This window comes from Glycomyces sp. NPDC047010 (assembly GCF_040644205.1).
Classification (GTDB): Bacteria; Actinomycetota; Actinomycetes; order Mycobacteriales; family Micromonosporaceae; genus Glycomyces.
Window position 1 is genome coordinate 602,234 of the sequence record NZ_JBEYVY010000001.1, and the last position, 20,936, is coordinate 623,169.

Annotated in this window: 17 protein-coding genes; 7 read left to right on the forward strand and 10 right to left on the reverse strand. The window is 72.1% G+C overall.

Features of this window, described 5'->3' with window-relative positions; all coding sequences use genetic code 11:
• Window positions 1-36: 36 nt before the first annotated feature.
• A complete protein-coding gene (locus tag AB0A65_RS02820) occupies window positions 37-942 on the forward strand; it encodes a polysaccharide deacetylase family protein (RefSeq protein ID WP_359945174.1) in 906 nt (301 codons plus the stop codon).
• An 11-nt stretch (window positions 943-953) separates the two neighbouring features.
• Here the strand turns inward: AB0A65_RS02820 and AB0A65_RS02825 are convergent, their stop codons facing one another.
• The 5 genes from AB0A65_RS02825 to AB0A65_RS02845 form a co-directional block, all read right to left on the reverse strand.
• On the reverse strand, window positions 954-1,394 hold the full coding sequence (locus tag AB0A65_RS02825) for a hypothetical protein (protein WP_359945177.1): 441 nt from the start codon (window positions 1,392-1,394) through the stop codon (window positions 954-956).
• A 107-nt stretch (window positions 1,395-1,501) separates the two neighbouring features.
• Entirely contained in the window at window positions 1,502-3,484 is a 1,983-nt protein-coding gene (locus AB0A65_RS02830; RefSeq protein WP_359945180.1) for a CDP-alcohol phosphatidyltransferase family protein, read from the reverse strand.
• Window positions 3,481-4,341: an ABC transporter ATP-binding protein gene (locus AB0A65_RS02835; RefSeq protein WP_359945183.1), complete on the reverse strand. Its 861-nt coding sequence runs from the start codon at window positions 4,339-4,341 to the stop codon at window positions 3,481-3,483. Before AB0A65_RS02835 ends, AB0A65_RS02830 begins: the two co-directional genes overlap by 4 nt.
• 120 nt (window positions 4,342-4,461) lie before the next feature.
• Window positions 4,462-4,791, reverse strand: a complete 330-nt coding sequence (locus AB0A65_RS02840; protein ID WP_359945186.1) for a hypothetical protein — start codon at window positions 4,789-4,791, stop codon at window positions 4,462-4,464.
• A gap of 14 nt (window positions 4,792-4,805) precedes the next feature.
• A complete protein-coding gene (locus AB0A65_RS02845) occupies window positions 4,806-7,268 on the reverse strand; it encodes a glycosyltransferase (protein WP_359945189.1) in 2,463 nt (820 codons plus the stop codon).
• Window positions 7,269-7,431: 163 nt separating this feature from the next.
• Here AB0A65_RS02845 and AB0A65_RS02850 point away from each other — a divergent pair, with 163 nt between their 5' ends.
• Window positions 7,432-8,931: a glycosyltransferase gene (locus AB0A65_RS02850; protein WP_359945192.1), complete on the forward strand. Its 1,500-nt coding sequence runs from the start codon at window positions 7,432-7,434 to the stop codon at window positions 8,929-8,931.
• A gap of 9 nt (window positions 8,932-8,940) precedes the next feature.
• Window positions 8,941-10,365, forward strand: coding sequence for a glycosyltransferase family A protein (locus AB0A65_RS02855; RefSeq protein WP_359945195.1), 1,425 nt, complete (start codon window positions 8,941-8,943; stop codon window positions 10,363-10,365).
• Here the strand turns inward: AB0A65_RS02855 and AB0A65_RS02860 are convergent.
• Window positions 10,282-11,385, reverse strand: coding sequence for a glycosyltransferase family 2 protein (locus AB0A65_RS02860; RefSeq protein WP_359945198.1), 1,104 nt, complete (start codon window positions 11,383-11,385; stop codon window positions 10,282-10,284). The genes AB0A65_RS02855 and AB0A65_RS02860 overlap by 84 nt on opposite strands.
• 338 nt (window positions 11,386-11,723) lie before the next feature.
• Here AB0A65_RS02860 and AB0A65_RS02865 point away from each other — a divergent pair, with 338 nt between their 5' ends.
• A complete protein-coding gene (locus tag AB0A65_RS02865) occupies window positions 11,724-13,010 on the forward strand; it encodes a nucleotide sugar dehydrogenase (RefSeq protein WP_359945201.1) in 1,287 nt (428 codons plus the stop codon).
• 59 nt (window positions 13,011-13,069) lie between these two features.
• Here the strand turns inward: AB0A65_RS02865 and AB0A65_RS02870 are convergent, their stop codons facing one another.
• A complete protein-coding gene (locus AB0A65_RS02870; RefSeq protein ID WP_359945204.1) occupies window positions 13,070-13,831 on the reverse strand; it encodes an ABC transporter permease in 762 nt (253 codons plus the stop codon).
• A 1-nt stretch (window position 13,832) separates the two neighbouring features.
• Window positions 13,833-14,801, reverse strand: coding sequence for an ATP-binding cassette domain-containing protein (locus AB0A65_RS02875; protein WP_359945207.1), 969 nt, complete (start codon window positions 14,799-14,801; stop codon window positions 13,833-13,835).
• Between the two features lie 167 nt (window positions 14,802-14,968).
• On the opposite strand from AB0A65_RS02875, the gene AB0A65_RS02880 reads away from it, so the two are divergent.
• The 3 genes from AB0A65_RS02880 (at window position 14,969) to AB0A65_RS02890 (ending at window position 19,160) form a co-directional block, all read left to right on the forward strand.
• Window positions 14,969-15,643: a PadR family transcriptional regulator gene (locus AB0A65_RS02880; protein ID WP_359945210.1), complete on the forward strand. Its 675-nt coding sequence runs from the start codon at window positions 14,969-14,971 to the stop codon at window positions 15,641-15,643.
• A gap of 153 nt (window positions 15,644-15,796) precedes the next feature.
• Entirely contained in the window at window positions 15,797-17,539 is a 1,743-nt protein-coding gene (locus AB0A65_RS02885; RefSeq protein ID WP_359945213.1) for a biotin carboxylase N-terminal domain-containing protein, read from the forward strand.
• A 184-nt stretch (window positions 17,540-17,723) separates the two neighbouring features.
• The gene (locus tag AB0A65_RS02890; RefSeq protein ID WP_359945216.1) at window positions 17,724-19,160 is read left to right on the forward strand and encodes a GuaB1 family IMP dehydrogenase-related protein; all 1,437 of its coding nucleotides are present in this window, start codon (window positions 17,724-17,726) and stop codon (window positions 19,158-19,160) included.
• Here the strand turns inward: AB0A65_RS02890 and AB0A65_RS02895 are convergent, their stop codons facing one another.
• Window positions 19,161-19,835: a response regulator transcription factor gene (locus AB0A65_RS02895; protein WP_359945219.1), complete on the reverse strand. Its 675-nt coding sequence runs from the start codon at window positions 19,833-19,835 to the stop codon at window positions 19,161-19,163. It lies immediately after the preceding gene.
• Complete coding sequence (locus tag AB0A65_RS02900) at window positions 19,832-20,848, reverse strand: histidine kinase (protein ID WP_359945222.1); 1,017 nt, start codon at window positions 20,846-20,848, stop codon at window positions 19,832-19,834. The genes AB0A65_RS02895 and AB0A65_RS02900 overlap by 4 nt, the downstream gene beginning before the upstream one ends.
• Window positions 20,849-20,936: the final 88 nt, after the last annotated feature.

Genomic DNA, 20,936 nt, shown 5'->3' on the forward strand with positions numbered 1-20,936 from the left:
ACCGGACAGATGGCCCGGGACACCTACAATCACGGCATGGGACGCCACAAGTTCGGCATTGCGGCCGCGCTGCTCGCGCTGCTCCTGCTCGCCTGGATGTGGCCCGAGGGCGACGCGCCGCCCGCGGGGACCCTGACCGCGACCGAGCCTACCGGGAGCGAGGCCCCCTCGTCCTCCGCCGAGGACGCCGGGGAGTCCGCGGACACCGGGAGCGACGGCGCGCAGGACCCCGGGACCACGGGCACTGAGGAGCCCGCCGAGACCAGCGGGTCGCCGTCGCCGTCCTCCGAGGCCCCCGACCCGCCGTCGTCCGCGCCCGCCGTCGAGCAGGCCGCGAACACGTACGACGGCCCCCTGGGCACCCGCAACCACACCGGGGACGACTCGGTCGCGCTGACCTTCGACGACGGCCCGTCCCCGGAGTGGACGCCGCAGGTCCTCGACATGCTCCGCGAGCGCGGCATCAAGGCCACGTTCTGCGTCATCGGCGCCTACGCGGAGGCGTACCCGGAGCTGGTCGCCGACATCGTCCGCGAGGGCCACACGCTGTGCAACCACTCCTGGTACCACGAGTTCGACCTCGGGACCTGGAGCGAGGCGGAGATCCGCGCGAACCTCCAGCGCACCAACGACGCCATCACCAAGGCCGCCCCCGGCGCGACGGTCGAGTACTTCCGCCACCCGGGCGGGCAGTGGACCGACCGGGCCATCGCGGTGGCCGCCGACATGGGCATGGAGTCGCTGCACTGGGCCGTGGACCCCTCGGACTGGGACAACGCGACGACCGAGTCGCAGATCAAGGACCGGGTGCTCGACGCCACGAAGCCCGGCGCGATCATCCTGCTGCACGACGGGGCGTCGAACCAGAAGGACATGTGCGGGGCGCTGGGGTCGATCCTCGCCGAGTTCGAGCGCCGCGGCTACACGTACTCCGCGCTGTGAGCCCTGAGGGCTCAGCGGAGGTTCGCGGGCATCCTGCGGCCCGGCAGGAGCGCCAGGAACGCGAGCGCGAGGAGGCCGACGCTCATGCCGGCCTGCACGGGGAACGAGAGGCCGAGGAGGCCGCTGCGCTTCGTGCCGCCGGAGCCGCCGTCCACGGGGCCCGAGCCGGGCTCGCCCGCCTCCCCCGTGGGGCCGTCGTCCCCCGGTTCGCCGTCACCGTCGGTGCCGTCATCGTCGCCGTCGGCCGTGCCGTCGCCGTCGTAGCTGGGGCTCTCGGTGAGGTCGGTGCCGGGCGGCCACGGGTTGGTCTCGTCGGCGTTCACCCAGTCCACATGGGATATGGACGCGCCGTCGGTCCCGGTTCCGGCGCCGTACCAGGGCAGGGAGAGCAGGCCCACCGCCCCGATCACGGACGCGACGAGCACCAGACGCCGGAGCCCACACTTGCGCACACGTACACCTTAGTCGCGCAAAGCGAGCGGCGCCCGCCCGTCCGGGCATGTACGCCGAACGAGTTCGCTTGGACGTCAAGAGGACGCGGACCCCGGAAGGGTTCGCTTCAGGCGGCCGCCGCGCGCGAGGCGCGGACCGTCCCTGCCACGACCGCGCCGACGAACACCGACGCCACGTACACCGCGAGCACCCCGTAGACCACAGTGGCCACCGCGGGCGCGGTCGCGACGGCGACCGCCGCCGCGGCGAGCGCGATGAGGCTGCGCACCGGCCAGCCCAGGCCCAGGTCCCGGCGGGCCACCGGCGAGGCGGCCTTGTCGAGGCCCGCGGCCAGGTCGTAGAAGTACAGCGCGATCACGGTGAGCAGCAGGTACAGGACCGGCCAGGCGACCTCTGCGGCGATCCCGGCGGCGAGGATCGCGCCGAGCTCGACGGCGCGCAGCCCGGCCGGGATGTACCAGTCGAGGATGCCCTCGTGGTCGGTGCGGGCCACCGACCCGGCCAGGACCAGCGCGAGCGCGGCCAGGCCGAACGTGATCCACGGCGGCGTCCCGAGGGACGCGGCGAGCACGGCCCCGCCCGCGGCGAGGACCGCTGCGGCGGTCGCGGCGAACGGCGTCATGTCGCCGCCGAAGCGGGCGCGCGGGGCGAGGCGGGCGATCGGCCCGTCGTCGCGGTGCGCGGACCGGTCGGGGCGGCGCAGGGCCGCGGTCCGGGCCGCGAGCGACCGGAGCGTGCGGCCCGCGGTCGTGTACGCGAGCGCGAGGAGCTGCCAGCACAGGAGCGCGGCCAGCGCGACCTGCGGCCCGAACGCGACGGCGGCGACGGCGAGGAGCAGCCAGCGCTCGCCGACGGGGGCGACGACTGTGCGCTTGGCCCAGTACAGGAACGAGCGGTGGGAGCCCATGACCTGCTCGGACGCGGAGCCGAGGCGTTCGCCGAGGTGCGCGGCGCGGCCCGAGGGCGGCGCCGACTCGCGCTTGCGGGCCTGGCGGACCACGGCGGTGTCGAGGAGCACGGCGTACCAGGTGTCGGCGGTGTGCCTGACGGTCTGGGTGGCCATGGCGGCGATGGCGAGGCCCCACGCAGCGGGCGCGGACGCACCGCCCGCGACGGCGCCCGCGGCGAGCCCCGCGTAGATGAGGAACTCCTTCGAGCGGTCGGCCATCATGTCGAGCCAGCCGCCGAAGGACGAGAAGTTCTGGGTGTACCGGGCCAGCTGGCCGTCGACGCAGTCGAAGACGAAGCTGAAGTACATGAGGGCCGCGGCGGCGACGTACCACCAGGACCAGCCGGTCGCGAAGATCCCGGCTGCGGCGACCGCGAGCGTGATCGACACCCACGTGATCGGGGTGGGGGTCCAGCCGAGTCGCGCGGAGAGCTTCACGAGCTTCGGGGACCAGGTGGAGACGGCGTAGGTCGCGAAGAAGTCGTCGTCGTGCTTGACGGCGTTCTTGAGCCGCCACGCGTCCATGTCGACGGCCTCGAACGCGGCGATGACCTCGCGGGCCTCGTCGCCGGTCCCGGCCTGGCGGTGCTCCAGGCCCGGCGTCCGGTACGCGTTGACGGGGACGGCGCGGGCGTGGAGGGCCGCGAGGACGCCGTCGAAGGCGTCCCCCTGGGTCTGGCGCGGCCAGTGCCGCTCCAGGCGGGCGAGGTGCGCCGCGGAGACCTTCGCGAGGCCGCCGAGGCGGGTCGGGCCGGGCCCGGGGCCGGTGACGAGGCCGCGTTCGACCTGCACGGGCGCGGCGGCGGGGTCGTCGCCACCGACGAGCACGCCGGAGCGGCGCGAGGAGTCGGAGAGGACGGCGGCCACGGTGGTCTGCGAGGCGACGAGGTCGGCGCACGCGACGAACAGGGGCCCGTCCCCGGAGAACGCGATCTCCCCGAGGTGGGCCAGGTCGGCGTCCGCGTCCGCGGACGGGAGCTGGGTCGCCTTGACGGGCCGGTCCGTGCCGGGCCTGGTGAGGACGGTGACGTCGTCGCAGCCGGCCTCGCGGATCTGGGCGATGAGCCGGTCGAGGACCGTGCGGTCGTCATCGATCTCGGCGAAGCCGCCCGGGGCCGGCAGGATGACGGCTCGGCTCACGCGCCCGCCTCGGCCGCTCCAGGTACGAGGGCGGGAACGGGTGCGGCCTGCTCGGCGGCCTTCGCCGCGGCGGCGGCGCGGCGGGCCTTGCGCTCCTCTTTGGCCTTGGCGTCGCGGGCCTCGGCCTCCTTGTATGCGGCGAGGGCTTCGGCGACGGTGCCGTCGGTCTCCAGGGTCCCGGCGTCGAGGAAGATGCCGCGCTCGCAGTACTTCTTCAGGTCGCCTTCGGAGTGGGACACGAACACGAGGGTCCGGCCCTGGTCGAGCAGGCCCTTGATGACCTGCTGGCACTTGCGCTTGAACGCGGCGTCGCCGACGGCGAGGGCCTCGTCGACCAGGAGGATCGGGTGCGGGAGCTGCGTGATGACGCCGAAGCCGAGGCGGACCTTCATGCCCGAGGAGTAGTACTTGACGGGCGTGTCGATGAAGTCCTCAAGCTCGGAGAAGTCGACGATCTCGTCGAACTTCGCCTTGATCTCCTTGGTGGTCATGCCGTGGAGGGCGGCCACCAGGTTGACGTTCTCGCGGCCCGTGAGGTCGCCGGAGAACCCGGCGGACAGGGCGATGAGCGGCGCGACGCGGCCTTCGCGGCGGACGTACCCCTCGTCGGGGATGAGGACCCCGGTGATGAGGCGCAGCAGCGTGGACTTGCCGGTGCCGTTGCGGCCGATGATGCCCACGGCGTCGCCGGGGAAGATGTCGAAGTTGACGTGACGCAGCGGCCAGAAGTCCTGTGCTTGGGCACCCTGCTTGTTGGCGGCGCGCCGCACGAACAGGTCCTTGACCCGGCCTTTCTTCTGCTTGCCCTTCGCAAAGCAGATGCCGAGGTCACGAGCCTGAATGATCGGCTCCTCCATGGGGGCGGCCCTCCGGAACAGATGGTGGCTGTGCAGCCTTTCGATGGCGCGCCAATACTACCGCCCGGTCATCGGGGCCGGTCCACGGCCGATCCGAGAGGAATATCGCAGGTCCGGGGCTCAGGCGGCGCGGTCGGTGCCGGCGCGGCGGCGCTCGGCGGCCAGGCGCTCGACCTCGAACGCGGCGAGGATGCGGCGGTAGGTGACCTCGGCGCGCTCGGCGGACGCGCGGGCTTCGAGCCGGGCCTGCCTCGCCTCGCGCCACACCAATGCCAGTGCGGCGAGCGTGATGAGGCTCATCGCGAATGACGCGGCCCACACGAGCCGCTGCGGTCCGAGGAGCGCGACCAGCATGAGCCCGGCGGCGGCCAGGACGGCGAGCACGGCCCCGGCCCTGGCGGGCGAGGGGCGGCCGAGGCGGCGGTGGACGGCCTTGAGCAGTTTCTTCATTGAGGCACTCTCGGTCAGGCTGACGCGGTTCGGACGGGGCTGTCGGCCAGCAGGTCCGACACGAGCTTTCGGTAGGAGTCGTGACTGAACCGCTCGCGCACCCGCTGCTGGGCGAGGGCGCTGCGGGCCAGGTACCGCTCGGGGTCGGCGTACAGGCCGTCCACCAATGGGACCACTTCGGAGGGCTCGCAGTACAGGGCCGCGTCGCCGAAGACGGGCTCGAACCGGGGCGGGAGGACGGTGACGCACCCGGCGGCGAGCGCTTCGAGGACGGCGCGGCCGAACGCCTCGTACTGCATCGGGTGGGGGAAGTAGATCCAGAAGTCCAGCTGGTACAGGAACGAGTCGACGTCGGTCTCGTTGAAGCCGTAGCAGGTCCACTCGGGCGGGACGGGCTCGCCGGTGATCTGCGGGATGGCCTTGACGCCGCCCATGATGCGCACGTCCCAGCGGCCGTCGCCGGGGTAGACGAGCGGCAGCTCCTCGGCGGCGGGCCATTTGGTGCGGTCGTCGCGGGAGTGGCGCCCGACGACGGGGAGCACGGACCGGAACCCGGTGCGGGCGGGCGCGATGTCGGCGGTGTCGAGGATGCCGGGCATGTCGAACCCGGCGAGGCGGCCCGCAGTCAATTCCGAGAGGGCTTCGCGCACTTGCGGCCCTTGGGGGACCCACAGCGGCTCGGTGCCGAACATGTCGGTCGCGTTGGCGTGGCAGCCGTCCGGGTCGTACCGGACGTCGGTGCCGTCGCGTTCGGCCGGGGCCTGGTTGGCGAGGACGATCATCCGGTCGGGGCGCACGTTCGACCGCTCGCCGGACCGGAACTGGAGGATCGGCGGGTAGCGCAGGACGAGGAGCTCGCACGTCACGTCGTCAGTGGGGAGCACCTGGTCGACGGTGCCGTCGTTGACCATGCGCTGGATCTGCTCGCACATGGGCCGGTCCTCGGTGGTCATGTGCCGCCACGACTCCAGGTGCATGATCGCGATCGACATGCCCTCGGCCCGCAGCGCTTTGATCTCCTCGATGGTGGACTTCTGGGGGCCGCCGAAGGGCCGCCAGTCGAGGCAGTAGACGACGTCGAAGCGGCGCGTCCGCTGGTCGGCGCGGGCGACGGCCGCGTGGTACGGGGCCCAGAACGGGCGCGGCTCGGGGCTGCGAGGCAGGTACGGGTCGGCCTCGCCCGCGATGATCTTGTTGTGCCACAAGGGGTACGCGGACTGGTAGGCGCGGCGGGAGGGGTGCTTCCAGCCGGGCCCGAACTCCTCGCGCGAGAGCGACCCGGGCGCTTGGCGCATGAGCGTGTCGGTGACGCGGAGGCGTTCGACCGAGTCCTTGCCGTACGCGGCCGCGAAGCGGTGCAGGAGTTCGGTGTCGGCGCCCTTGCGGATCTCGTCGTAGTAGCCGAGGCAGTCGAGTGCGCTGCGGCGGAACGTCATCGACGCGGTGGACGCGGTGGTGAGGACCCGCCCGGGGCGGGTCGCGGTGAGGTCCTCGTTGAACAGGAACGCCTCGCCGTAGGTCAGTTGCAGCGCCGGGTCGGCGAGGAGCGGGGCGAGCGAGCGGGCGATGCGGCCGGGCGCGGCCCAGTCGTCGGAGTCGAGGCCGGTGATGAACTCGCCTGTCGCGGCGTCAAAGGCGGTGTTCCGGGCGGCGAACGTGCCGCCGTTGACGTCCTTGCGGATCACCCGGACCCGGTCGTCCAGCGCGGCCGCGGCGTCCAGGACGGCGCCGTACTCGTCCCCCGAGGCGTCGTCCACGACGAGCACTTCGAGGTTCCCCCAGGTGCCTTCGAGGAGCGACCTGACGGCGGTGAGCAGCGCCCGGTCCGGCCGGTACGCGGTCATGACGACCGAGACCTTCGGGCCGTCGACGCTCGCGGGCTTCGCCTCCGCGCGCAGCCGGTCGAACCACGGCAGCGACGCGTCAGGGTCCAAGCGGAGTTCCGGGTGCCCGCACAGCGCCCCGAGGCGCTTGATCCACGCCCGCTCGTCGCCGCCCGCGCCCGGGTGGTCCAGGTCCGCGAGGAGCGCGTCGCGCTCCAGGTCCGGCAGGTGCTTGTAGCGGCGCATGAGCCGCCGGACGCGCTCGGCGTCGCCGGTGGCGTACGCGAGCTGCGCGTGGACCGCGGCGTTCCGGGCGGCGATCCGCTTCGGGCCGCCCAGTTCCAGCGCCAGGTCGAACAAGGCGAGTGCGTCCGCGCGGTCCTCACCGGTGCCGAACTGGAGTCCCACGACGCGCGCGAGGTCCGCCACGGCCGACGGGTCCGCCTCGACACGGCGCCCCTCCCGGGCCGCCTCGATCAACCCGTGCAGGGTCAGCGACCTGGTCGCGGCCGCGGCGAGCAGGTACCGGCCGCCCGGGGAGCGCGTCCGCAGCGCCGTGGACACGAGGGAGCCGCGCCTGCGGGCCTTCGACTGCTGCAGCTGGTCGTCGATCAGGCGGGCGGGGTAGCGGGCGTCCTCGCTAACTGGAGTCATCTCGTCCGTTCATCTCTGCGTCGCTTTCGACTGAGATCCTCGCGTGCCGAATGGCCGCCAAGTTGAATTGAAAACGAACGGTCTCCCTCACCTGCGTAAACAGATGTTGAACTGGGAAGCCGGTCAATGTCCTCCGCCGCTGCCGGGATATCGTGGGCGCGAAATGAGCGACTCACCGAAACGCCCGCGCATCGTCCGCAACGACTATAGGGCCCTCCACCCGCCGCAAGGCGAAACCTGGAAGCCGAGTCTCGCGGTGAGCGTCGTCATCCCAGCTTACGGGGCCCAGGAGAAGCTGGACCTCACCCTGGCCGCCCTCGCCGCCCAGACCTACCCGGCCGAGCTGACCGAGGTCGTCGTCGTGGACGACAACTCGGCGCCGCCCCTGCGCCTCCCCGAGCTGCGCCCCGAGCACACCCGCCTCGTCACCACCACCCCCGACTCGTGGGGCTCGGCGCACGGCGTCAACACCGGCGTCGCCCACGCCGACGGGCAGGTCGTGCTGCGCCTCGACTCCGACATGGTCGCCTACCGCGACCACGTCGAGCAGCAGATGCGCTGGCACCACACCGCCGACTACCTGGCCGTGCTGGGCCACAAGCGGTTCACCGCGTGGGAGCCCGGCCGCCTCACCCCCGAGCAGGTCCACGAGAAGGTCCTCGTCGGCGAAGGGGAGGCCCTGTTCGCGGTCGAGCACTCGACCTCGCACTGGATCGAGAAGGTCATCGCCGACACCGACGACCTGACCGCGCACCACCCCACGAACTACCGCGTGTTCATCGGCGCCACCGGCTCCCTGCACCGCGACTTCTTCAAGACCGTCGGCGGCCTCGACACCGACCTGCGCCTGGGCTCGGACACCGAGTTCGCGTACCGGCTCGCGCAGGCCGGGGCCGTGTTCGTCCCCGAGACCCTGTCCTCCGCCTGGCACCTGGGCATGCCGCAGATGCTGGAGCGCCAGGACGAGGGCCGCCAGCAGCGCGTCCCCTACATCGCGCAGCGCGTCCCGCTCCACGGCTGGCGCCGCACCGCCGCGCCCCGCGCGTGGCGGGTCCCCTTGGTGGACATGGTCATCGAGATCGGCGATGCGACCGCGGCCGAAGTGGACGCGGCCGTCGCGCCCGTCCTCGGCGGCCCCGGCGGGGACGTGCGGATCACGCTCGTCACCGGCCAGGGCCCGGCCCCGCAGGACCGCGCGTCGATCCTCGCCGGGGACGGCGCGCAGCTGCGCCTCGTCGAGGAGCTGTACGACGCCGAGGCCCGCGTGCGGATCGCCTCCCAGGCCCCCGAGGCCGACCCGGCCGTCCCCTACCGGCTCCTCCTTCCCAGGCCCGTGCCGATGCGCGCCAAAGGCCTCGGACGTATGCTGCACCTCATCGAACGCGTCGACGCCGGGCTCGTGCTCGCCGAACTCCCCGACGGGCCCCCCGCCCGCCTGGAGCGCACCGCCGCGTTCGCGCGCGCCCGCCACATCACCGGCGGCACCGGCCTCGACCAGGTCGTCGCCGGGATCTGGGGCGCCACCACCTTCGAGGGCCTCGTCGCCCCCGAACCCGAAGGCACCGTGTTCAACCCGCCCCCGGCGGACATCGCGCGCCGCTTCGCCCGCAAATACTTCGACGCCCGCCAGCGCGCTCGGCTGCGGGCCCTGCTCAAACGCTAGGAGCCAGCAGTGACCGTCCTGCGCCGCAACGACTACGGTCCCCTCGACAGACCGGGCGCGGACTGGCGGCCCAGACTCACCGTGAGCGTGGTGATCCCCGCCCACGGTCACCAGGACAAACTGGACGTCACGCTCGCTTCGCTTGCGGCGCAGTCGTACCCGTCGTCGCTGGTGGAAGTGGTCGTGGTGGACGACGGCACGGAGCCGCCGCTGCGCCTGCCGGACCTGCGGCCCGAGTCCACGCGGATCGTCGCGCCGCTCCCGGGCGGCTGGGCCTCGGCGCACGCCACGAACTCCGGTGTCGCGCAGTCGGACGGCGAGGTGGTCCTGCGCCTGGACTCGGACATGCTGGTCTACGACGACCACGTGGAGTCGCAGCTGCGGTGGCACCACGCCGCCGACTACCTGGCGGTGCTGGGCCACAAGCGGTTCGTGGACTACCGGGCCGGCGACCTGGACCCGGTGGACGTGTTCGAGGCGGTGCGCGCCGGGAAGGCCGCGTCGCTGTACGACCGGGCCGAGCCGCAGTGGATCGAGCAGATCATCGACGCCACGGCGGGCCTGCGCGAAGCGGACCACCGGGCGTTCCGGGTCCTCGTGGGCGCGTCGTTCTCGGTGCACCGCAGCATGTTCGATGCATCCGGCGGGATGGACGCGGACGTGCTGCTCGGCTCGGACACGGTCTTCGGGTACCGGCTGCACCAGGCCGGCGCCCTGTTCGTGCCCGATGAGGACTCGTCGGCGTGGCACCTCGGCCCGCGCCAGATCGCCTCGCGCGGCGACCTGGCGAAGGCGTACCGGAGGCCCCGGATCGCGAACCGGGTCCCGGAACTGGACCTGAAGCGGCCCAGGGCGAACCGGAGCTGGGACACCCCGCTCGCGGACGTCGTGGTCGCCTCCGGCGACGGCGTCGAGTCCTGCGTGGACGGCCTCCTCACCGGTTCGGTGCGGGACGTGCGCGTCACCGTGACCGGCGACTGGCCCGAGCAGCACACGGGCCGCCATGCGCCCCTTGACGACCCGCACTTCTCGGCGCGGAACCTCCAGGAGGCGTTCGAGGGCGAGGCCCGCGTCAGGTTCGCGGCCGAGGCCGAACCGGACCGGGGCGTGCCGTACCGGATCGACGTCCCCGCCGGGGCCGAGCCCGGCCCAGAGGCCGTCAGGACCCTCGTGGACTACGCCAACGAGCACCGGCTCGGACTGCTGGAAGTGGAACTCCCCCAAGGGGTCGTGCGCCTCGAACGCGCCGCTGCGGCGGCCCGTGCGGCGCACCTGGAAGCGTCCGTCGCGGACGTGTGGGGTGCGGAGAGCGTGAGCGAAGGCCCGCTGGTGGCGGCGTTCGCGCCGGACTCAGGTGCCGGTGACGCGGGTGGCGGTCGGGAGCGTGGTCTCGGACCGCTGCGCCGGGCCGTCAGGCGCGGCCTCGGCCGCTGAGTCCCGTTCGCCCGCATCGGTGTTCTTAAGGCGCTGCGCGAGGCGGTACACCTGGCGCAGGGCCTCGTACCCGAGGTAGGCGCGGGCGGCGAGGAGCCGCTGCTTGAGGCCGGTGACGCCCTCGGCGGGGTGCCACGCGTCCGTCCCCGGGTGGTAGCGGCGGTAGAGCCCGGAGGTGCGGCGGAAGAACTCGCGGCGCTTCTTCGGGTCGACGCGCTCGGTGTTCCCGATGACGAGCAGCAGGTGCCACACCATGTGGTTGAACAGGGCCACGCGCACGCCCTGGTCCTCGACGCCCTCGAAGTCGTCCCAGACCCGCTGCCACTGCGTGAACACGTCGAAGTGGCGGTCGTCGCGGGTCCGCGTGATCGAGGACCCGGCCCTCTGGCGCCACTGGTAGCAGCACTCGGTGACGACGCTGATCCGCTCGGCGCGGCGCAGCAGGCCGTACGTCCACGGGATGTCGGTGTACCAGCCCGCGGGGAAGCCCAGGTCGATGCCGGTGAGGAACTCGCGGCGGGAGACCTTCGTCCACGGGGTGTGCGTGTAGTCGACGATCTGCGGCCACTCGGCGAGCGTGAAGGACGCCGGGTCGGCGGGGCTCTGCGCGGCCAGGTCGGCGAGTTCGCCGATCTCGACCACGCCGGTGTCGCGGACCTTCTCGTGCTGCACGAGGACCACGTCGGGCCGCTCGGGCGCGTCGATGGCGGCGAGCACGCGTTCGACGGCGCCGGGCTTGAGCTCGTCGTCGCCGTCGACGAACCACACGTATTCGCCCTTCGCCTGCGTCAGGCCGAAGTTCCGGGCCGGGCCCGAGCCCGCGTTCTGCGGGGTCGAGACGACGCGGATGCGGGGGTCCTCGGCGGCGAAGGACTCGGCGACGGCGCGGGAGCCGTCGGGCGAGCAGTCGTCGACGACGACCACTTCGAGCCGGTCGCCCCCGCCGGTGATCGTCCGGAGGCAGCCGGCGAGGTACGCCTCGGCCTCGTAGACGGGGATGACGATGCTCAGTGCGGGCATGCACCGATGGTAGCCCTCGGAGGACACCCGGATCGTCCGGAGAATGGGGTCGGGGTCACGCCGCGCACCGGGCGAAATCGCATGTGAACCGTAGAATTCAGGTACCGGTTCCCGCTGGTCGGCGAGGCTGCGGGCGCCCCCGGGGAATGGTGAACATTCGCCTATCAATCGGTGAACAGATCCCCGGATCGACGATTACGCGCACATTACATGACGAATGAATGAACGAATAGCCAACTCGAATTGACGTTTGCCCTGGTTGGACCCCTGGGCGTTGCCGTTGCTAATCTCGATTCACCCCCGAGCACCCACCCTGCCGATTCGCAAAGGACTCCACTGTGGTTAACGACGCGGCACCGAACGAGCCGGCCCCGGACGTCGACCTGGTCGTGGTCGGCCAGGGCTATGTGGGCCTGCCCCTCGCGCAGGCGGCGACCGCCAAGGGCCTGAAAGTGGTCGGCCTCGACCGCTCCCAGGGCGTGGTCGACGCCCTCAACGCGGGCACGAGCCACATCGACGACATCGCGGACGCCGAACTGGCCGTCATGATCGGCCAGGGCTACACCGCGACCACCGACGCCTCGGTCCAGTCGCGCGCCAGGGCCGTCGTCATCTGCGTGCCCACGCCCCTCGGCGAGGCGGGCGGCCCCGACCTGGCCGCCGTCATCGGCGCGTCCCGCTCCGCGGGGCAATACCTTCAGCGCGGCGCGCTCGTCGTCCTGGAGTCCACCACCTACCCGGGCACCACCGAGGAGGTCGTGGCCCCGATCCTCCGGGAGGAGTCGGGCCTGGAGCCGGGCGCGGACTTCCGCCTCGCGTTCTCCCCCGAGCGCGTCGACCCGGGCAACCCGGTCTACGGGATCGTCAACACCCCCAAGGTCGTCGGCGGCCTCACCCCCGAGTGCACCGCCGCCGCGACGGCCCTGTACTCGCGGTTCATCGATACGATCGTGGAGGCCAAGGGCCCGCGCGAGGCCGAGATGGCGAAGCTCCTGGAGAACACCTACCGGCACGTGAACATCGCGCTCGTGAACGAGATGGCGGTGTTCTGCCGCGAGCTGGGCGTGGACCTGTGGGACGCGATCGGCCTCGCCAAGACCAAGCCGTTCGGCTACCAGGCGTTCTACCCGGGGCCGGGCGTCGGCGGGCACTGCATCCCGATCGACCCGAACTACCTGTCCTACAAGGTGCGGACCCTCGGGTACCCGTTCCGGTTCGTGGAGCTGGCGCAGGAGATCAACAACCGGATGCCCGAGTACGTGGTCAACCGGGCCATGGCGAAGCTCAACGGCAACGGCATCGCGCTCTCGCGCGCCCGCGTCCTCCTCCTCGGCGTCACCTACAAGCCCGACATCGCCGACCAGCGCGAGTCCCCCGCGACCCCGGTGGGCCGCAAGCTCATCGAGGCCGGGGCCGAGGTCGCCTACCACGACCCGCACGTGACGACCTGGAACGTCGGCGGCCACGAGGTCGAGCGCGTCGCCGATCTCGCGACCGCCAAGGCGGACCTGATCGTCCTCCTCACCAACCACGCCGAGTACGCCCCCGACACCCTCCCCGCGGGCGTCCCGGTCCTCGACACGAGGGGCGCGCTCCGCGGCGCCGACGGCGTCGAGACGCTTTAAGGCATGACGAAAAACCGCCGCGAACCTCTCGGTTCGCGGCGGTTTCCGGTTTCCTGGTGTCAAGCCACGGCGCGGGCGAACTTGCGGGTCGCCCACCAGACGAGCACGATGGCGAGGGCGCCGATGTAGGCGGCGGCCTGCCAGATGGCGTTGGCGCCCATGTCGCCCTCGAAGAGGGAGCGGGCGGCCTCGACCGCGTAGTAGAACGGGTTGAAGTCGGCCACGTTCTGGAGCCACTGCGGAGCGAGGGCCATCGGGAGCATGATGCCCGAGAGCAGCATGATCGGCTGGACGAACGTGTTGAGGACCGGCGCGAGGGTGTCCTCGCTCTTGAGGACGATCGCCACCCCGTAGGAGAGCGCGCCGAGCATGAACGAGGTCAGGATGATGATCCCGAACATGAGGAACACGCCGGGCCAGTAGATCGTCAGGCCGCCGATCGGGGCGGCGAGGACGACGAGCAGCAGTGCCTGGATGAGCGTGGTCGTCACCGTCGCGAGGGTCCGGCCGATGAGGAGCGCCGCGCGGCTGACGGGCGTGACCCGCATCCGCTCGATGACGCCCGCCCGCAGCTCGGCGATGAGGCCGAAGCCGACGAAGGTGGAGCCGAACAGGGCCATCATGATGATCAGCCCGGGCACGAAGGTCTCCATGGCGCCGGACTCGAATCCGGGGGCGCCGTCGAGGCCGTTGAGCAGCGGGGCGAAGAAGATCAGGAAGTACAGCGGCTGGATGAGCATGACGACCAGCCACACGGGCTGCTTCAGGTTGAGCTTCATGGCCCGCGAGTAGACGAGCCAGGTGTCGCGCAGTGCCTTCATGTCAGTTCTCCTCCCGCAGCGAGCGGCCGGTCTGCTTGAGGAACACGTCGTCGAGGCTGGGCCGGTGCAGCTCGATGGACGCGGGCGCGATGTCCTTGGCGTCGAGGGCGCGCAGGAGCTCGGGGACGGCGGCGGCGCCGTCGTCGACGTACATGCGCAGGGTCGAGATCCGGGTGGCCGGGTCGGGTTCGCCCGCTTCGATCTCGCGGACGAAGTCCTTGGCGCCGAGGAGGTCGAGCGCTTCGGTGGCGAGGCCGACGACGCCGATCGCGACCACGTCGCCCGCCACTTCCTTCTTGAGTTCGAGGGGCGTGCCCTCGGCGACGACCTCGCCGTTGTCGATGATGGCGAGCCGGTCGCACAGGGCGTCGGCCTCGTCGAGGTAGTGCGTGGTGAGGAAGACCGCGGTGCCGCGTTCGCGCAGGGCCCGGACCTCGTCCCACATGTGGGCGCGCGACTGCGGGTCCAGGCCCGTGGTCGGCTCGTCCAGGAACAGGAGCTTCGGCTCGTGCATGATGCCGAGCGCGATGTCGAGGCGGCGCTTCTGGCCGCCGGAGTAGGTCTTGACGTTGCGGTCGGCGAACTCGGTGAGGTCGAAGGACCCCAGGACCGACTCGGCGCGCTCGGCGGCGCGCTTCTTGGACATGCCGTACAGGCGGCCCTGCATGACCAGTTCCTCGCGGGCGGTGACCTCGCCCCAGGTGCCGCCCTCCTGGCCGACGTAGCCGATGTCGCGGCGGACGGCGGCGGCGTCCTTGGCGAGGTCGTGGCCGCAGACCTTCGCGGCGCCCTCGGTGGGCTCGATGAGGGTGGAGAGCATCCGCATCGTGGTGGTCTTGCCGGCGCCGTTGGGGCCGAGGAGTCCGAAGATCTCCCCTTCCTTCACGGACAGGTCGACGCCGCGCACGGCCTCGACCGATTTGCCGCGGGACTTGAAGGTCTTCTTCAGCCCCTTGGTCTCGATGAGCATTGGTACCTCACGGGTGGATCGGTTCAGTGGACGGTGTTGCTGTGAACCTGGGTTTCTGCGAACCTGTTTCCTTGTTCAAGTTTGACTATAACCACTTCCCTGAGACGCCCGCAACTCGGTTTCCGTGTCCTTGGCGCCATAGTCAACGTTGAAGTAATATTGGCGGCATGTGGAGCACGCGCTTGCTTGTCCTCGGCCTGGTCAGGTGGCTCGGCCCCGTCCACGGCTACCTCGTCCGCCGGGAGCTCGACTCCTGGCGACTGCCGGGGGTGTCCGAGATCGGCGCGGGCTCGATCTACCACGCCCTCAAGCGGCTCACCGCCGACGGGAGCATCGAGGTCACCGGCACCGAGTCGGTCGACGCGCGACCCGCGCGCACCATGTACAAGGTCACCGCCAAGGGCGAGGCGGAGTTCCAGCGGACCCTGCGCGAGAGGCTGTGGGAGGTCTCCTCGGCCGACGACCCGTTCCAGACCGCGTGGACGTTCGCGCAGGTCCTCACCCCCGCCGAGAACACCGCGATGCTCAGGCAGCGGGCCGAGACGCTCTACGGGCGCGTCGAGATGGTGACCCAGGTGCTCGCCTCCACGACCTCCGACTTCAAGGAGGCGAACGCCGAGGCGTTCATCCCCGCCCACGCGCGGGCGATGATCAAGCGCCAGGCCGACCTGTGGGCGGTGGACGCCGAGTGGTGCGAGGCCACCGCGGAGCGGATCGAGTCCGGGGACCTCCAGATCGGCCCGGACCTCGATGCGGCGCAGGCGAAGTACTGGCGCGAGTCGATCCAGACCGACAAGTTCGTGGAGCAGGTCGCGATGTGGCGCGAGGGGCTCGGCGAGTAGCGCCCTGAACGATCGTTTAATGGATCACTCTAAAAAATGGACAACCCGTCTTATGGAGACCCTCCAAAAACAGTCCGGTTCGTGCCGGTTCTTCCGGGCCTTGACTCTCGCCGTGCTCCCGGGGCCGGATACCCGGCAACTACACTGCGGGACGTGCGCAAGGTTTTGATCGCCAACCGCGGCGAGATCGCAGTGAGAGTCATCCGGGCCTGCCGTGACGCCGGCTTCGAGTCCGTCGCCGTCTACGCCGACGGGGATCGCGATGCCCCCCACACCCTCCTGGCCGACGAGGCGTTCGCCCTCGACGGCCTCACGGCCGCCGACACCTACCTGCGGATCGACAAGCTGCTGAAGATCGCGCAGCGGTCCGAGGCGGATGCCGTGCACCCGGGGTACGGGTTCCTCTCGGAGAACGCCGAGTTCGCCCAGGCCGTCATCGACGCCGGGCTGACCTGGATCGGCCCCACCCCGCAGTCCATCAGGGACCTCGGCGACAAGGTCACCGCCAGGCACCTCGCCATGAAGGCGGACGTGCCCCTGGTGCCCGGCACCAAGGACCCGGTGGCGGACGCCTCCGAGATCCTCGCGTTCGCCGACGAGCACGGCCTGCCCGTCGCGATCAAGGCCGCCTTCGGCGGCGGCGGGCGCGGCCTCAAGGTCGCCCGCGAGCGCGACGAGATCCCCGACCTGTTCGAGTCCGCGGTCCGCGAGGCCGAGGCCGCGTTCGGGCGCGGCGAGTGCTTCGTCGAGCGGTACCTCGACCGGCCCCGCCACGTCGAGGCCCAGGTCCTCGCCGACACGCACGGGAACGTCATCGTCGTGGGCACCCGCGACTGCTCCCTCCAGCGCCGCCACCAGAAGCTCGTGGAGGAGGCCCCCGCGCCGTTCCTCACCGACGAGCAGCGCGCGATCATCCACAGCGCCGCCAAGGCCATCTGCAAGGAGGCCGAGTACCACGGCGCCGGCACGGTCGAATTCCTCGTGGCCGTCGACGGCACCATCTCCTTCCTCGAAGTGAACACCCGCCTCCAGGTCGAGCACCCCGTCTCCGAGGAGACCAGCGGCCTCGACCTGGTCCGCGAGCAGTTCCGCATCGCCTCCGGCGAGAAGGTCCCCGTCACCGAGGACCCCGAGCCGCGCGGCCACTCCATCGAGTTCCGCATCAACGGCGAGGACCCCGGCCGCGGGTTCCTGCCCGCCCCGGGCGCCGTCACGAAGCTGCGCCTCCCGGCCGGGCCGGGCGTGCGCGTCGACACCGGCATCGAGGAGGGCTCCGTCATCGACGGGAACTTCGACTCGCTGCTCGCGAAGGTCATCGTCACCGGCGCCACCCGCGAGGAGGCCCTGCGCCGCTCCGCGCGCGCCCTCGCCGAGATGGAGGTCGAGGGCATCGCCACGGTGCTCCCGTTCCACCGCCTCGTCGTCGAGGACCCGGCGTTCGCCGAGGACTTCACCGTCCACACCCGGTGGATCGAGACCGAGTGGGACAACACGCTGGAGCCGTACACCGCGGGCGGCGCCGGGAACGGCGACGCCGAGGAGCGCACCAGCCTCGTCGTCGAGGTCGGCGGCAAGCGCCTCGAAGTGTCGATCCCGGCCGGGCTCCTCAACCCGGTGGCGTCCAGCAAGCCGAAGAAGCGCGCCGCGAAGAAGCAGGCCGACGGCGGACCCGCCATCGGCGGCGACGCGCTCCCCTCGCCGATGCAGGGCACCATCGTGAAGGTCGCCGTGTCCGAGGGCCAGTCCGTGGTCAAGGGCGACACGATCGTGGTCCTGGAGGCCATGAAGATGGAGCAGCCCATCGAGGCGCACAAGTCCGGGACGGTCTCCGGCCTGGAGATCGGCATCGGCGACGTCGTCGCCGCGGGCGCCCCGATCTGCCGGATCTCCGAGTAGCGCCACGAGACCGTAACGGATCTGTCGGGTCCAAGACTTACAACCCGGCATCCCGCGGGGGACAATGGTCAGTGCTGTGCGTAGCACCACAAGCACTGCACCACACGACCGGAAACGGGTTAGGGTACCCGGCGGCGGTTACTCTGCCGCCGGACCTCGACCACTCCCTACAGGGGGCCTCGCCATGCGCTTCATCGACCGCCAGCCCGAGCACGACCTCACCTACTCCGACGTGTTCATGGTCCCCAACCGGTCGAACGTGGCGTCCCGCCTCGACGTCGACCTGTCCACCGGCGACGGCACCGGCAACTCGATCCCGATCATCGCGGCCAACATGACCGCGGTCTCGGGGCGGCGCATGGCCGAGACGCTCGCCCGCCGCGGCGCGCTCGCCGTGATCCCCCAGGACATCCCCGTGGACGTCGTCGCCGACGTCATCGCCCGCGTCAAGTCCCGCCCCCTCGACTGCGACGCGGCCCTGACCCTCCCGCCCACGGCCACCGTCGCCGAGGCCATCGCGCTGTTCCCCAAGCGCGCGCACGGCGCGGTCATCGTCACCGACTCCGAGCGCCGCCCGCTCGGCGTGGTCACCGAGGCCGACTGCCGCGGCGTCGACCGGTTCACGCAGCTGGAGCAGGTCGCCTCCGACCGCCTCGTGACCCTCCCGATCGGCACCACCGAGGCCGAGGCGTTCCGGGTCCTCGAAGAGACCAACGTGAAGCTCGCGCCGGTCCTCGACGCCGACGGGCGCCTCCACGGCGTCATCACCCGCGCCGGGGCCCTGCGCAACACCATCTACCGGCCCAACACCGACGCCGACGGGAAGCTCCGCGTCGCCGTCGCCATCGGCATCAACGGCGACGTCACCGGCAAGGCCGCGCAGCTCGTCGAGGCGGGCGCCGACGTCATCGTCGTCGACACCGCCCACGGCCACCAGGAGAAGATGCTCGACGCGCTCAAGCTCGTGCGCGACGCCGCCCCGCACCTGCCCGTCGCCGCCGGGAACGTCGTCACCGCCGAAGGGGCCATGGACCTCATCAACGCGGGCGCCGACATCGTCAAGGTCGGCGTCGGCCCCGGCGCCATGTGCACCACCCGCATGATGACCGGCGTGGGCCGCCCCCAGTTCTCCGCGGTCCTCGAATGCGCCGCCACCGCGCGCCGCATGGGCCGCCACGTGTGGGCCGACGGCGGGGTCCGCCACCCCCGCGACGTCGCCCTCGCGCTCGCCGCGGGCGCCTCCAACGTCATGATCGGCTCCTGGTTCGCCGGGACCCACGAGTCCCCCGGCGACATGCACTACGACGCCAACGGCAAGCCGTACAAGGAGTCCTTCGGCATGGCCTCGGCCCGCGCCGTCAAGGCCCGCAGCGCCGGCGAGACCTCCTTCGACCAGGCCCGCAAGGCCCTGTTCGAGGAGGGCATCTCCACCGGCCGCATGTACCTCGACCCGCAGCGCCCCGGCGTCGAGGACCTCCTCGACTCCATCGTCGCGGGCATCCGCTCCGCCGCCACCTACGCGGGCGCCACCACCCTGGAGGAGTTCCACGAGCGGGCCGCCGTCGGCGTCCAGTCCGCCGCGGGCTACACCGAGGGCGCCCCGGTCCCCAGCAGCTGGTAGTCAGCTCCGGGCGTCCCTCGCGAGGAGGGCCGCCTGGACCCGGTTGGCGCAGCCGAGCTTGGCGAGGACGCGGCTGACGTAGGTCTTCACCGTGGCCTCGCTCATGTGGGCGCGGGCGGCGATCTCGGCGTTCGGGAGGCCCTCGGCGAGGAGGTCGAGGACCTCTCGCTCGCGGGCAGCGAGGCGGTCGACGCGGGCGAGGGCGTCCCTGCGGCGCGGGGCCGCTTCGGGGGCCACGAGGCCCAGGACCATGCGCGTGACCGCGGGCGAGAGGTACGCCTCCCCTGCCGCGACCGCGCGGACCGCGGTCACCAGTTCCTCAGGGGTGCACGACTTCAGCACGAATCCGGCCGCGCCGCGCTCCACGGCGGCGAGGACGTTCGCCTGGTCGCCGAACGAGGTGAGCACGAGCGCCCGCGTCAGCGGGGACGCCGCGGCGAGCCGCTCGGCGACCGCGAGGCCCCCGAGGCCCGGCATGTGCAGGTCGAGGAGCGCCACGTCGGGGCGGTGCCGTTCGGCGGCGGCGACGGCCGCGCGGCCGTCGTGCGCGGTGGCGGCGACGTGGAACCCGGCCGCTTCGAGGACCGTGCGGACCCCTTCGACCACCAGGGGCTCGTCGTCGGCGATGAGGACCGAGGTCGCGGGCGTCATCGGGCCCGCGGCGGGCGCCGTCATCCCTGGACCCCCGCGACCGACGTGAGCGGCACGAGCACCAGCAGGAGCACCAGCGTCGCGAACGCGGCCGCCTTGACCCTTCGCGCCACCTTCGGCTCCCGCACGCGGGGCAGCATGGCGCTCAAGCGGAACCGGCCGTCCTCGGCCCGGTGGTCGAGCAGGCCCCCGGCGGCGTCCACGCGTTCGCGCAGGCCCGTCAGGCCGTGCCCGCCCGCGAGCGGCGGGAGCGGCGGGTCTGCGACGGGGACGGCGCCGACGGCCGCGCCGTCGACCGAGCCGGAGACTCCGGCCGCGGCGTCCGCACCCGAGCCGGCGCCAGCGGCGACATACGAGCCGGAACCGGAGGCGATGTCAGAAGCGGGAGCCGAAGCGGCCCCCGGGAGCGGGTTCTCCACCGTCACCAGCAGCGCGTCCTCCTCCCATGCCACCGTCGCCACCGCGAGCGTCCCGGGCGCGTGCTTCGCCGCGTTCGCCAGGCCCTCCTCCAGGACCGCGTAGGCCGCGCGCGACCCGGCCGCGGTGAACGGGCCGGGTTCGCCGCGCTGGCGCAGTTCGACGCGGGCGCCGGCCTCGATGAAGCGGGCCGCGAGGGACGCGGCGGCGGCGTGGTCGAAGTCGGCGTACTCGGCGTCGGCGGCCTCCTCCGCGCCCCGCAGGACCGCGACGAGGCCGTGGAGGTCCTCGACGGCGCCGCGGAGCGAGTCGCCGACGCGGCGGGCCTCGGCGCGCCGCTCGGGGTCGGTCTCGCGGACTTCGAGGGCCGCGGCCTGGACCGCGGCGAGGCCGAGGCGGCGGCCGATGCGGTCGTGCATGTCGCGGGCGAGGCGCAGCCGCTCCTGGTTGACGGCGGCCTCCTGCTCGCGCTCCGCGCGCCGGTACCGCTGCCACAGGGCCACGACGACCGCGGCGGCGAGGAGCGCGAGGACGCCCGCGGGGACGGGCCCGGTCGGGAGCATGGCGAACACCGCGAACTCGACCAGGACGACCGCGACCGCCGCGAGGAGACCTCTCATGCGGCCAGGGTACGCACCCGGCGCCGGGCCCGGCCGTCCGCTTTCGTCGCGTCAAGGGGCGACTTTCGGGGACTCCCCTGCCGCCCTT

Bases quoted from the DNA above. Each gene is read 5' to 3' on its own strand.
- AB0A65_RS02890 (WP_359945216.1), top strand. From the start codon at position 17,724: ATGCGCTTCATCGACCGCCAGCCCGAGCACGACCTCACCTACTCCGAC.
- AB0A65_RS02845 (WP_359945189.1), bottom strand. From the start codon at position 7,268: ATGACTCCAGTTAGCGAGGACGCCCGCTACCCCGCCCGCCTGATCGAC.
- AB0A65_RS02850 (WP_359945192.1), top strand. From the start codon at position 7,432: ATGAGCGACTCACCGAAACGCCCGCGCATCGTCCGCAACGACTATAGG.
- AB0A65_RS02835 (WP_359945183.1), bottom strand. From the start codon at position 4,341: ATGGAGGAGCCGATCATTCAGGCTCGTGACCTCGGCATCTGCTTTGCG.
- AB0A65_RS02900 (WP_359945222.1), bottom strand. From the start codon at position 20,848: ATGAGAGGTCTCCTCGCGGCGGTCGCGGTCGTCCTGGTCGAGTTCGCG.
- AB0A65_RS02840 (WP_359945186.1), bottom strand. From the start codon at position 4,791: ATGAAGAAACTGCTCAAGGCCGTCCACCGCCGCCTCGGCCGCCCCTCG.
- AB0A65_RS02870 (WP_359945204.1), bottom strand. From the start codon at position 13,831: ATGAAGGCACTGCGCGACACCTGGCTCGTCTACTCGCGGGCCATGAAG.
- AB0A65_RS02895 (WP_359945219.1), bottom strand. From the start codon at position 19,835: ATGACGGCGCCCGCCGCGGGCCCGATGACGCCCGCGACCTCGGTCCTC.
- AB0A65_RS02820 (WP_359945174.1), top strand. From the start codon at position 37: ATGGGACGCCACAAGTTCGGCATTGCGGCCGCGCTGCTCGCGCTGCTC.
- AB0A65_RS02875 (WP_359945207.1), bottom strand. From the start codon at position 14,801: ATGCTCATCGAGACCAAGGGGCTGAAGAAGACCTTCAAGTCCCGCGGC.
- AB0A65_RS02860 (WP_359945198.1), bottom strand. From the start codon at position 11,385: ATGCCCGCACTGAGCATCGTCATCCCCGTCTACGAGGCCGAGGCGTAC.
- AB0A65_RS02880 (WP_359945210.1), top strand. From the start codon at position 14,969: ATGTGGAGCACGCGCTTGCTTGTCCTCGGCCTGGTCAGGTGGCTCGGC.